The sequence below is a fragment of the Colwellia sp. MB3u-41 genome, assembly GCF_014076845.1.
Classification (GTDB): domain Bacteria; phylum Pseudomonadota; class Gammaproteobacteria; order Enterobacterales; family Alteromonadaceae; genus Colwellia_A.
This window is the reverse complement of the sequence record NZ_JACGUT010000082.1, coordinates 387978-401002: the sequence shown is the minus strand read 5'-3', so window position 1 is coordinate 401002 and position 13025 is coordinate 387978. Positions and strand designations below refer to the sequence as shown.

Genomic DNA, 13025 nt, shown 5'->3' with positions numbered 1-13025 from the left:
ACTGTGACCCATTTACCATTCATGTATAAAAGTTTGAAGAAAGACAATTTTTTCCAATGCTCATTGATAAAGCCTCAGTAAATACTGGGGTAATGAATTTCTATTTTTTAAAAGTAGAAACTTTTTTCATTGTTAGCTATTGTTATTTAATACTTTTATTTTCCCTGGTGATTTATTGTAATTTCATCTTCAATGCAAAGATAACAGATTAATAGCAAACTGATCGTGAGAGCAGGACGCAAAGCTAGCATTCTACTGCAGATTAGGTAGTGGGGCTACCAAGGTTATTACGTATATTTATTTTCTACTATACGTTTCCCAGAGGGACTTTCTCTCGCGTTCTAACTTTCTTTTATGCGCTTTTCTTGTTTATTCAAATTTACGTGTAAATCATAAATGGATTTCTATTTTTTTATACTAAAACACTTGGTTTATTTACTTCATTATCAGCGTTTTAACGAAAGCAAACTTATTTATAAATACGTTTGCTTTGGTTAAAAAAATATAAGTTTTGCTGATGTACAAGAAGAATTGGATCAGCTCGACATATTAACAACACGTTTAAAATCTTCGATTTTTTATACTCAAGCTATATCGAGGCGGACCTGAAAAGTCCTTTTCATCAATTAATCCCCATAAAGCAACGTCAACATTAATTATGAAAACTCATCTCAATCAAGTGTTAGGATTAATAACTGATAATAAACTCGCCTTAATTAACTTCCCTGAAGAGTCTATTTTAAAGGGGTTACCTTTAATTTTACCGCCAAAGGAGTCGTGATAGAAATACTTGAGACCGTTTTCCCCTTCTGATGACGTTTATCAAGTATGTAAAGATTTATATCACCAAGGTTACCATTTAGTCTGAGATGACTTTGTTTATAAGCCTGAATGGAATTGTTTTTTCAATTTAATGAAACTGATTAAGTTGATACTCAAGCTACGCTACTTGATAAAATATCTCCATTAATTAAGAAGCTAAAAGCGAGAAAAAATCTTAATATTCTGGCCAAAAAGTCGAGCCTAAAGAATAATTTTTACAAGAAAAAAATTAGGTTTTAATTTTATCAAGGGTATTACTTTTATCGACCTTAAATGTCAGAAAGTAATAAATAGATAGCCACCAACCCATTTTGTTAAGTTTGATTCAAGAATGCCTGAGAATAACATTGAATATTAAACGTATCACCAGTTATTTTGAGCGAGATGTAGGGCTTTCCTTTAAGTTATTTAAATTTATTAATTCTGGTATCTTACCGATAAGCCAAGAGATAAAAAGCGCATTAAGATATTTAGGCGAAGCCCAAACCAAGAAATTAATTCTACTTTTATTTGCTGGGTCGTTAGCTACAAAAGCCAAAATAATTAACTCGACTCGCTATTATTAGAGCAAGATTTTGTGAATTAATCGCAGAGAAAACGATACCTGAACATACAGAGGTGATTTTTCTGGTTGGGTTGTTTTCTTTGTTAGATGCAATGCTAGATGCACTACTTGATAAAATAGTGAATAGCTTATCGTTACCTGCTGAGGTAGTCTCAGCACTAACAAGCGAAAAATCCTCTACGTTAAAATATATTCTTAGCACGATTAGCTATTATGAAAAAGGCCGTTGGTATAACACTAAAAGAAATGCGGAAAGTATTAATGTTAATTATGAAGAATTAGCTGATTACTATCAAAATGGATTGGTGTTGGCATGTAAATATAATGACGAACCTGTGACAGATTTTGAGTAAACCGATTTGAATAAAGTCTATGATACTTTATGCCGCTTCTTAGATAGAAATAACCGTCACTATTGCCGTTAAACGGTTGGTTTTGGTCATCCATAATCCTTCCCTCCTAAGGCACCGCTTAGATACAATAATGGGCCTTAAATAATTATTTTTAATCATTAATTTATTTTATACACTGCTTCAACACCGCAATAAATGTCAGCGCCCGTTTTATCATACACAATACGTTGCTCTTGACAGGTGCTGGTAACATTATTTTTCCAAGTGATCACACCCAATAAAACACCGGCAGTAAACGGCTCTCCCTGAAATACATAATAATGGGCATCACTTGTTACGCCCTCTACTAAAATAGGCACCACCTGAGAGACTCTGTAGTGGTATTCACCAGCCATAAGCGCATCACCCTTGACGGTTGAAGGCCCGTCTCCCAAATCAATATATTTTAGTGCTGCGATCCAGTTGTTGGTAATGTTACCCCCCTAGACCAATAGACCGACTGGTATCACTATTTTTAATATTAGTCATAGCTCAAACCGCGCCCCGTGATTTGGTAAAAAATAACGGTAGACGAAGATGTACGAAGGACTATGCTATTTGAAAAGTTTAGTTTATTTATTATTATCTAAATCCCTTTACAACCTTACACTTTATTATCGTCAGCTCAAATATACATCTATAACGCCTGTAGTTTTGGCTCTTTACTCTGTTAGATATACATTATTTTGACACTTTTGTTAACCATAGATCAAGTTGTTATAATTTCTTCATTACTTCATTACTTCATTACTTCATTACTTCACTTGGTGCTAAGTGGTCAAGTAATACTCCCCCTCAGTTTTTTAGCTTAACTCAAACCTTCTTTCTAATTCATTTAGGCTTATCCCTTCGTTATATATGTAAAATTAGCACCTACATATGATGAGATTCGTAAATTAATATTTTAAGTAAAACTTGTCAAAATTGAGTGAGAGTGATTGTAATAAACGTTATAATTTTTTAACAAAATAAAGTTTAGTACTTACCTATATTTACCTATATTTACGTAAATTCGAGGGTTTGAGAATGAGTCCCAGAATAAAATTTCTTTGTAATTAAAAGCAACCTACTCCATGTGCTTAATTTTTAATGCGCCATAGTGTATTAATAGTAATGAAAGTTAAAATAACTCGTTATATAAACATCATGTTTTTATAAGTAAATATTAAGTTAGCACGGTGTACTCTATCAACATGCTCTTTAACACCTGTCATTTACTTATCTTATCTTGACGTTAATGTGTGTAACGCATTATTTCTTTAGGGATTAATTGTAACGGTATGACTTTATCTGCAGCGCCTAAAGCAATCGCCTCTTTAGGCATACCAAAGACCACACAAGATTGCTCATCTTGGGCAATAGTCACAGCACCCACCTCTTGCATTTCTTTTAATCCACGTGCGCCATCATCTCCCATGCCTGTCATGATAAAACCAACAGCATTTTTCCCTGCAAACTTAGCAACAGAACGAAATAACACATCAACCGATGGTTTATGACGATTAACCTGAGGCCCGTCAATAACTTGCACATGGTATTGTGAACCATTGCGTTTTAGTAACATATGTTTACCACCAGGTGCAATGAGGGCTAATCCAGGTAATACACGGTCATTGTTTTTTGCTTCTCTTACATTAATATCACACAATGAATCAAGCCTTTGTGCAAAGAGTGCCGTAAATTTTTCTGGCATATGTTGTACTATTACCATTCCTGGTGCTGTGCTAGGAAGTGCTGTCAGTACTAACTCTAATGCCTGTGTACCTCCTGTTGAGGTACCTATAGCAACAACATGTTCCGTTGTTTTACTCATGGCTTGGTCTGTTCGCTTCGATATTACATCGGCATTAAACTTTGGCTTTATGGCGGCTGTGCGTAAATTACTTACATTAGCATGTGCGGCCGATTTTACGGCTTGAATAATATTTTTTGCGGACTCTTCCAAAAAAGCTTTAACACCAGACTGGGGTTTAGTGACAACACACACGGCTCCAGCGTCCAGTGCCTGCATGGTGGTTTCAGCGCCTTGTTCAGTTAAAGAGGAGCAAATTACCACGGGCGTTGGATGTTCAGTCATTATTTTTCTCAAAAATGAAATACCATCCATACGTGGCATTTCAACGTCGAGCACAATTACGTCTGGCCACTGCTTTGCCATTCGATTCATCGCAAATAGTGGGTCCGAGGCCGCACCTATAACATTTATATTAGGATCACTTGACAAGACGACCTGTAAAACTTGACGTACGACTGCAGAATCATCGACCAATAATACGTTTATCTTAGACATCTTGCATCCCTCCTTTATCAAGCGATATTTGACCACGTTTGACCCATACGTCACCCGTATCAAGTTCTAGATGAATCTTTCGATAATTAGTGCCCCCAACATCGGTTGTTTTTATTTTAAATCCATGATTAGCGAGTAAGTCTATGCCAGCAGCGATGTTGTTTTGAGCAACATTTATGCCGACATTTGTGGGTTGTAAGCAGGCAAACATATTGCCACCACCAAATAATTTTACTTCATACTCATCAGGAGAGCTTTCAGTTGATTTTAGGTGTTCCATAAAAAGTGCCAAAGCATCATCTGCAAAATGTCCATAACTGAGCTGTTTGTTTTCACCACGAACGGGTAAAAGGTAGTGACACATTCCACCAATAAGCTTTAATGGATGCCACAACGTTATGGCGATACAAGAGCCTAATAACGTATAAATGGTAGTGTTGGCATCACCAAAATAAAATTCTCCCGGTGCTAGCGTGACCTCTACTGTGTTATCACCCGCATCAGGGCTTTCATCCCTTGTTGGGGAAATTAACGGTAATAAACTCGTGTGCTGCATTAAGTCCTTATTTAACATATTTTTTCATATACTGATGGCGCTACTACTCTTAAGTCGTTTGTTATGCCATTAAGGCTCTCTGAATGTCCAACAATTAAAAAACCGCCAGGTTTTAATTGTTTACATAAATTATCAACGACTTGCTTTTTAGTTGGTATGTCAAAATAGATCAAGACATTACGCAAAAATATTACGTCAAAACTGCCCAAACGTGTCAGGTCAGATTTTAGGTTAGCGTGCACAAACCCTACGCGTGAACGTAGTTCGTTGGCAATAATAAAAGTACCATCTTGGTTGCCAATACCCTTAAGGCAATATTTTTTTAAATAAGTACTTGGGATGTTGTCTATTCGCTCAATGGGATATTGTGCCAGTCGAGCCTTGTCAATCACTTCAGTACAAATATCTGTCCCCACTATTGCCCACTCATTGACTAAGCAGTGTGCAGACAGAACCATAGATAACGTATATGCTTCTTCTCCACTCGAACTTGCTGCGCTCCATATACGTCGTGCGCCTGTTTTCCATTTCGGGAGTATCACCTCACGCAAAAAATCAAAATGCTTCGACTCTCTGAAAAAGTAGGTTTCATTAGTGGTTAACAGATCAATCGCAATTTGCCGTTCACCATTATCCTCCTTTTTTAAGAGTTGAAAGTAATCTGCATAGCTTGCTAAGCCATAATGCCTTAGGCGCTTAGCAAGCCGTCCAGTGACGAGAGCTTTTTTTGCCCCCGTCATATTGATCCCTACTATGTCATAGAGCATTTTTTGAAACAGCGTAAATTCGCTATCATCCATGACAATATGATCAATACTTTGTTCAGTCATTATCTTTCCAAAGCCGGTGATTCGGTATTTTGATTTAGCATGCCTAATTCATCGACTGAGAGAACGTTATCTACATTTAATATAATCACAAAGTCACCGTCTACCTTACCCATACCATGGATAAAATCCGTGCGTATTTTAGCGCCCAATGCAGGAGGGGGTTCAATTTCATTAGCCGGAATTTCTAATACAGCTGAGACTGCATCTACCATTACCCCTATAACATGGCAGTCATCATCCGTAGTGACTTCGATGATCACGATACAAGTACGCTTTGTTACCTCGCTCCGATTACTGCTAAAGCGCGCAATTAAATCAATTACGGGTACTACGGCGCCGCGCAGGTTGATAACCCCGCGCACGAACGCTGGCATCATAGGCACGGTGGTCAAGTTGCCGTATTCTAATATCTCTTTGATATTAAGAATACCGATAGCAAACATTTCATTACTAAGTTTGAACGTTAGAAATTGATCATCATCTTCAGTTTTGTTGAGTGTTAACTCATTTTCTTTAAACGTTTCAATTTTTGATAAAGTCATAATGTCTCCTAGAATCGAACAAATTCTGAGTCGCCAACCGCTTTAGGTAAGTAATCATCATTGTCTTTAACCACCGTCATTTTTGGTGTGGTCTTTTTCATTGATGTGACTGATGAATTACCGGCACTAGGCAGTGAAAAGAAATTCATGGTTTCCTGTAACTGCTCAGCCTGACCACTCATTTCTTCAGCAGTAGCTGCAAGCTCTTCAGACGTTGAAGCGCTTTGCTGAGTTATTTTATTGAGTTGTTCCATGGCGTTGTTTATTTGTGAGGCTCCAGAAGATTGCTCTTCTGACGCCGCGCTAATTTCCTGAACCAAGTCAGATGTTTTTGAGATAGACGGTACTATATCATCCAATAATTTTCCTGCTTTTTCTGCAGTACCTACACTGTTTTGGGCTAACTCACCTATTTCTTGTGCGGCTATTTGACTGCGTTCTGCCAACTTACGTACTTCTGCTGCGACTACCGCAAATCCCTTGCCATGTTCGCCGGCTCGAGCTGCTTCAATTGCGGCATTAAGTGCCAATAGGTTAGTTTGATAGGCAATATCATCAATGATACTGATTTTCCCTGCAATACTATTCATAGCGACTACTGTGGCTTTAACCGAAGCGCCACCTTCACCAGCTTCTTTCGCTGCTTTTGTTGACATGGCATTCGTTACTTTAGCATTTTCAGTATTTTGATTAATAGACGCTGACATTTGCTCTACCGAAGCCGACGTTTCTTCAACACTGGCGGCTTGTTCGCTGGTGCTTTGGCTGATACTTTGTGCCGTTGCCGACACTTGCTCTGAAGCAGAGGTTAAATTTTCTGTGGCAGATCTGACATCAGTGATCGTTGTTGTTAGCCTGTTAGCCATAGATTTCATCGCGGACAAAAGTTGACCTGTTTCATCTTTACTATTAATTTCTATGTCGACGGTAAGATCTCCCTCAGCAAGAAGATTTGCAACGGCAACAGCTTGAACAAGTGGTGTGGTAATAGCGCGTGAAATAAAGAACCCTAAAATGATACCAATAATGACACCACCGACAGAAAAACTGATCATTAATACTCGACTATTGTCATACAGATTAGAGGTGAATTGTGAGGCATCTGCGGCATTGGTTTCTTTCACTTCTGACAGTTCAGTCAGTAAGTCGTCTACTGTGTTAGCGATAACGCGTAAATCTGTTTGAATAAAGATGATTGACTGCCTGTCATTATTCACGAGCGTTTCTGAATTAATGATTTTTTTTACCTTTATTAGGGCAACTTTATATTCCCCCCACTCTCGAGAGAAAGCGTTAAGTAATTGTTTACCTTCTTCGGTGGTAAATTGCGACCTAGCTTTATCAAAGCTCGCTTGAACGGCATCGGCATTAGTAGATGTTTGCGTGATATACCTTTGTCTTTCCTCTTCTGTGGTCGCTAACACTGAATTTCGAAGCGAACGTGCCACACCCATCAAGTTGACATTGGCCTCTTTAATACGAGACAAACCCAGTAATTCTTTTTGATACAAGTCGTCAGCAGCGTCATTGAGTTCAGACATGTTGGAGACCCCAATAAAGCCAACCAGTCCAGTAATCATTGAGACGAGCAGAAATGCTCCAATTAATTTTATGCCAATTTTTTGATCTTTAAACATGTTAATACTCCGTTATTTATAATTTAGTTATTGTTTATTGTTATTTAAGATTAAGCCGTTATAGGTAAAATGTGAGGTTGATTGCTTATGGCTCCTTGTATTAAACCAGGAATATCGAGGATCAATGAAACATCGCCATTGCCCAGTACCGTAAAACCGCTGACGGCTCTAACATTATGAAAAATATCTCCTAGTGGCTTGATGACGGTTTGAAATTCGCCCATGAGCTCATCAACAACAATGCCTGCTTTATTACTGCCATATTTCACAACAACTATGTTTTGTCGTTTTCCTAAGCCTCCTTCTATGGCTAACAATGTTCGTAGGTTGATGAGTGGTAATACTTCGCCTCGTAAATTAATATAATCTTTGCTCGTGTCTAGTGAGTTATTCATCTCCTTTAATTCAATACATTCAATGACTAAATCAAGTGGAATGACAAAGGTGTCTGCGCTAACACCAATAAGGAAACCATCAATAATCGCTAAAGTGAGCGGTAAGCGCACTCTAAAGTTAGTACCTAGTCCAGGTTTACTGTCCAGCTCTATAGCACCGCGTAGTTCAGTAATATTACGTTTAACGACATCCATACCCACGCCGCGCCCAGAGATGTTGGTTACTTCATTCGCGGTTGAAAAACCGGGTTCAAAGATTAAGTTATATATATCACTATCTTCTAGTTGTTGGCCTTCCTGCACTAAACCCTTATCTATCGCTTTAGTGAGTATTCGCTGCTTATCCAGCCCAGCTCCATCGTCGTTGACTTCAATAATGATGCAGCCAGAGTCATGGTATGCATTGAGTTTGATTAAGCCCGTCGCTGATTTCCCGTTTGCTTGTCGAGTATCAATATTTTCAATGCCATGATCTATGGAGTTGCGTACCAAATGCATTAATGGGTCACTAATTTTTTCGACCACCGTTTTATCAAGCTCAGTATCAGCGCCAGTAATTATCAGTTCAATATCTTTACCGAGTTCTTTTGACATATCATGTACCACTCGTTTAAAGCGAGTAAAAGTAGCACCAATGGGTATCATTCGCAGACACAAGGCACTGTCTCTTACTTCTTCAACTAGAGTGGTTAATGTCGATACAGACTCAATTAACATTGTGTTTTCAGTCGTTTGCGCATTAAGTGCGGTACCCGCACTGGCAATGACCAATTCTCCCACTAAGTTAATCAGTAGGTCGAGCTTAGCGGAGTCGACTCTTACCGAGGCAGCATCTCTAGATTTATCACTACGGATCTGTGTTTGTTTTACAATGGCAGCATCTATTACTGGTTGATAAGACATTCGTTGCTCAACAAGAATATCGCCCAGTGGTTTCTCTATCGAAGTCATATGTAAACTGTATTGTGTGCTGAGTGCATCGTTTAATTCAGTTTGTGTGATTGCTCCTGCATGCACTAATATTTCACCAATACGCTCATCATCATCACTCGAGTCAATAAGCGCGATATAATCTGACACTTTGCTGTTCGGTGGCAAAATCGCAATATGGCTACCCTCTTTAAAAAATTCAAAGGCATCATCAATTGTTTGTTTATCTGATGTTGTTTTAAAGATAATTTCAAAACGTAGATAAAAACTTTCTGGATCCATCTCGGCATTTTGTGGAATAGCATCACCAAGCGTAGTGATACTGATAACTTCACCAAGTGTTTCCAAATAATGCAACATTGACAGGGGTTCCATACCATTACGTAATGTGTCAATAGAAAGTTGTAACGAGATATGCCAATTGTCATTTTTAGCGTGTTCGCTATCAATGCGTTCAGTGTCAGTATCTGGCAATGGCACCATGTCTTTTTTTACATTGCTATCTTCATCTGGGCCATTCAATATTGATAATTTTGATATCAAAGCACTGCCATTCTTGACGAGTAAATCATCGAGTGGATCTTGTGTTTCGGCTATTTGTACTAATAGCCGAATATGATCGCCACAAGCTAGAAGTAGCTCAACAAGTTCAGCCGTAATATTTGTATTACCCTCACGTAATTTATCTAAGAAATTCTCTACAACATGGGTGAAATTTACGATCTCATCAAGCCCAAACATACCAGCAGAGCCTTTGATGGTATGGGCTATTCTAAAAATAGAATTTAGCTTATCATGGTCAACATTGTTGTGTTCAAGATGTAATAATATTGTTTCTAATTCATCGAGTCCCTCACGTGACTCATCTAAAAATGTTGGTAATACCACACTCAAATCAAGCTCCATGTAAATCTCCTTTTCTATTGGTCAGTAAAACTGGGTCGTTAAAATACGAAACCAAGCCAAGAAATTCGAAGGCGTCAAGCACGGCATTACTATGTTGTACTAATGATAAACGCAGATTATTATTGTTACGTTCTTGTTTAATCAACATTAATAACTGGATGCCTGCGCTATCAATTTCTGATACCCCATCAAGGTTAATTTCCATATCTCGCTTGTCGTCTATTAGCTTATCTAACAAAGTCTTAAGCTCGGCTGCACTGTAGATGTTCATCTCATTTATGATTGATATACTGATAAGATTTTTATTATCTTCATATTTCAACATGATCAGTCCTTTTTATTTTTATGGCAGTATAAGTTTGGCTACGGCCGACAACATCTGTTGGGGTTGAAACGGCTTAACTATCCAAGCTTTAGCACCAGCAGCTTGTGCCTCTCTTTTTTTCCCTTCTTGTGATTCAGTCGTCAACATTATTACGGGCGTAAATTTGTAAGATGGATTTTTCTTTAATTCTTTTACAAAGCTAATGCCATCCATGTTGGGCATATTTATATCACTGATAATAAGATGGATTTTTGACCCTGATAGTTTAGAAAGGGCGTCAATACCATCACAAGCTTCGATTACATCGTAATTTTGACTTTTTAGTGCCATGATGACCAACTGCCTTAAAGAGGTTGAGTCATCCACTATCATTATTTTTTTCGCCACGATCTACTCCTAATTAAAAAATATTGATTTACCCCCGTATTAATTTTTATTAATACGGGGATAAATCGTACTATTACTACGATGCTGTGGTTTGCTGTGGTTTGCTGTGATTTGCTGTGATTTGCTGTGATTTAATTCTGTTTGACTAAGCTTCGTAATGTAGAGAAAAATCGATGCTTATATTGAGCACTGTCGTTATTTGTATTGCCATTCGAGATGGCTATATAGTGAGTAAATCTTTTATCATCCATTTCCCATACTTCCTTTTACTATCAATTGTAAATATTAAGGTGATTTAACCCTTACACGCAAATGTTAGATCAAATAATTATAACTTATACGTATAACACATATTGACGGTTCACTTTTTTATAAAAATTTTGTAAGTAATTTAATATCAATATAAAAGATTACATTTTTGCCTTTATTTACTTAGAAAAATGTAATTTCTTCAGGTTCACTATTGCTTGTATCAACACCTAAATGGTTATCATATTGCTCAGGCATGGTATAACTTTTTTCCATTTTATGAAGCCAATCTTTGACATCAATAAAAGTATGCCACTGCTCTTCATTAAGTGAAGCCACTAAGCTTCCAACATCTTGTTCCACTTGGCTGAGTATTTGGCTAACCCTATCTTGGAATTGTAAGGAAACTAATACTCGACTGATTTCCTTATGCATGTTTTGCTGTTCTATGCTTAATTGAGTTGCTGTTAATTCAACCTGCTCTGCTGAATTAGCGATGTGATTCATACTTCCCTTAATTGCAATTTCTGTTTCTTGCATAGCAATATCGTCTTGCTTAGAGTAATCATCGGTAGCGTCTAACGTATGATTAATTGTCTCGTTAACGAGAGCAACGCGTCGTTGAATGTTATTACCTGCATCTCCGGATTTTTGTGCTAACTCGCGCACTGCTTCTGCAACTACGGCAAAACCTCTGCCGGCTTCACCAGCACGTGCGGCTTCTATAGAGGCATTAAGTGCTAACAAGTTCGTTTGATCTGCTAAACTGGAAACGATTGTTGCCATGCTGTTTAATTCTTTGGTAATGCCCTTTAGCTGAGACATGCCACTGAGCATAGTTTCTTTGCTCTCCATGGTTTTACGTTGTGACTCCAACACTTCTGCCAATTCCGTCTGACTATTTTGGATAACTTGCATCAGAGAAATTTTATTTTGGTTTGTTTCTGAACCAATAGTTTGCGTTGATACATGCATTGCGTTTTCCATTCCGCTAATCAGATTTGAAAACTGGTGACAAAGTTTTCCTATTTCTTGTTCTGAGTGTATTCTGGCTGTGTTGATATGCTTTTGCCAAAGCGGTAAAGCACTTTGACAAAGAGTGTGAATTGCGTTTTCCCTGTTGTTTGATTCTATTGTCTGCTGAACGGCATGCTGCTCGTTACATTCAATAATCGACAGACGAATAGCTTCTTTATGTTTGATTATTATTTGCTTGTCAATGTACCAAGCAAGTAATAATAACATTACACTCGCTATTACCTTGTATAAAATGGAACCATCACTAAATTGTAAAAGGACGATACAAGTGAGTGCTAAAAAAATACTACTGAAAATCCGTTTAATAATTTTTCCCCTATTATCTGTAAAATTTTAATGTTCTAAACATAAATAATCACGAAAGTATTCATTACTTATATCTAAAATAAAATAGCTTATGCAAACATAAGTGCGAACTATCAACACTGAGTATGTGAAAATATCATCGAAGATAACTACCGGGTGATAACGTTGATTGTATTAATTCTCAGCCAACACCTCTGTTATATTTCAACCTATCACTTGCACTATTCGTTTGTCAATGTCATAAAATATTAAATTAACGTTATGTAATATGTATGCTATTTGTTAATAATACGTCACATTTATTGTACATATGTTCTATTAATAGCAATTTTATGAGGTATACGTATCAAAAATAATAGCAGATCACTTTTTAAACACTTTATTTTGATTAATTTTATCAAGGTTTTATTACATCGTTATTACGCTATTAAACAAAGATAAAATAGCCTACAAGAGCTGATTATATTAATGAAAGAAAGGTTTATTAATAAGGTTTAAATATTACTTTAATAACGTAGTGAATTTTTACATTTAAGTGAATTTTACATTTAAGTGAATTTTTACACTTAAGTGAATTTCATGGATGTTAATTAAATAAAATTTATTATAGTGATTAGATGTTTATTTAATAAATAGGCTTATGGAGTTAATTTAGGACCATATGTAAAAACATACTTTTTTTGACGTGAGTAGTTTGGTCTCTTCAGCTCTTTAATTTTCGCTTAAGTAGTTGGGAAAACTATGGAAGTAGGCAAAATTTATCGCTTTGGTAGCTATTTTTTACGGTGTCTTTTTCTTGGGGAGTACTGATTGTTTTGTTTTCCCCAGCCATGGACCAGCGGAGGAGGGACTAAG

The 13025-nt window shown here is 37.1% G+C and carries 12 protein-coding genes and 1 riboswitch; of the genes, 2 read left to right on the top strand and 10 right to left on the bottom strand.

Annotated features, from left to right (window positions below):
• Positions 1 to 203: 203 nt before the first annotated feature.
• Positions 204 to 283, top strand: a riboswitch (cyclic di-GMP riboswitch).
• Positions 284 to 1133: 850 nt separating this feature from the next.
• A complete protein-coding gene (locus H4J73_RS15575; RefSeq protein ID WP_310649638.1) occupies positions 1134 to 1388 on the top strand; it encodes an HDOD domain-containing protein in 255 nt (84 codons plus the stop codon).
• 79 nt (positions 1389 to 1467) lie between these two features.
• Entirely contained in the window at positions 1468 to 1740 is a 273-nt protein-coding gene (locus tag H4J73_RS15570; RefSeq protein WP_182177232.1) for a hypothetical protein, read from the top strand.
• 158 nt (positions 1741 to 1898) lie between these two features.
• Here H4J73_RS15570 and H4J73_RS15565 read toward each other — a convergent pair whose 3' ends face one another.
• The 10 genes from H4J73_RS15565 to H4J73_RS15520 form a co-directional block, all read right to left on the bottom strand.
• On the bottom strand, positions 1899 to 2135 hold the full coding sequence (locus tag H4J73_RS15565; RefSeq protein WP_182177231.1) for a hypothetical protein: 237 nt from the start codon (positions 2133 to 2135) through the stop codon (positions 1899 to 1901).
• Between the two features lie 878 nt (positions 2136 to 3013).
• Positions 3014 to 4069, bottom strand: a complete 1056-nt coding sequence (locus H4J73_RS15560) for a chemotaxis response regulator protein-glutamate methylesterase (RefSeq protein WP_182177230.1) — start codon at positions 4067 to 4069, stop codon at positions 3014 to 3016.
• On the bottom strand, positions 4062 to 4643 hold the full coding sequence (locus H4J73_RS15555; protein WP_220459972.1) for a hypothetical protein: 582 nt from the start codon (positions 4641 to 4643) through the stop codon (positions 4062 to 4064). Before H4J73_RS15555 ends, H4J73_RS15560 begins: the two co-directional genes overlap by 8 nt.
• Complete coding sequence (locus H4J73_RS15550; protein WP_182177229.1) at positions 4637 to 5455, bottom strand: protein-glutamate O-methyltransferase CheR; 819 nt, start codon at positions 5453 to 5455, stop codon at positions 4637 to 4639. The genes H4J73_RS15555 and H4J73_RS15550 overlap by 7 nt, the downstream gene beginning before the upstream one ends.
• Complete coding sequence (locus tag H4J73_RS15545; protein ID WP_182177228.1) at positions 5455 to 5997, bottom strand: chemotaxis protein CheW; 543 nt, start codon at positions 5995 to 5997, stop codon at positions 5455 to 5457. Before H4J73_RS15545 ends, H4J73_RS15550 begins: the two co-directional genes overlap by 1 nt.
• A gap of 8 nt (positions 5998 to 6005) precedes the next feature.
• Positions 6006 to 7634, bottom strand: a complete 1629-nt coding sequence (locus H4J73_RS15540; protein WP_182177227.1) for a methyl-accepting chemotaxis protein — start codon at positions 7632 to 7634, stop codon at positions 6006 to 6008.
• Between the two features lie 50 nt (positions 7635 to 7684).
• Entirely contained in the window at positions 7685 to 9865 is a 2181-nt protein-coding gene (locus H4J73_RS15535; protein WP_182177226.1) for a chemotaxis protein CheA, read from the bottom strand.
• Positions 9855 to 10190 carry a lipid asymmetry maintenance protein MlaB gene (locus H4J73_RS15530; protein WP_182177225.1) on the bottom strand — a complete coding sequence of 112 codons (336 nt, stop codon included), beginning with the start codon at positions 10188 to 10190 and terminating at the stop codon, positions 9855 to 9857. The genes H4J73_RS15535 and H4J73_RS15530 overlap by 11 nt, the downstream gene beginning before the upstream one ends.
• An 18-nt stretch (positions 10191 to 10208) precedes the next feature.
• Positions 10209 to 10577: a response regulator gene (locus H4J73_RS15525; protein ID WP_182177224.1), complete on the bottom strand. Its 369-nt coding sequence runs from the start codon at positions 10575 to 10577 to the stop codon at positions 10209 to 10211.
• Between the two features lie 432 nt (positions 10578 to 11009).
• Complete coding sequence (locus H4J73_RS15520; RefSeq protein WP_182223593.1) at positions 11010 to 12071, bottom strand: methyl-accepting chemotaxis protein; 1062 nt, start codon at positions 12069 to 12071, stop codon at positions 11010 to 11012.
• Positions 12072 to 13025 lie beyond the last annotated feature (954 nt).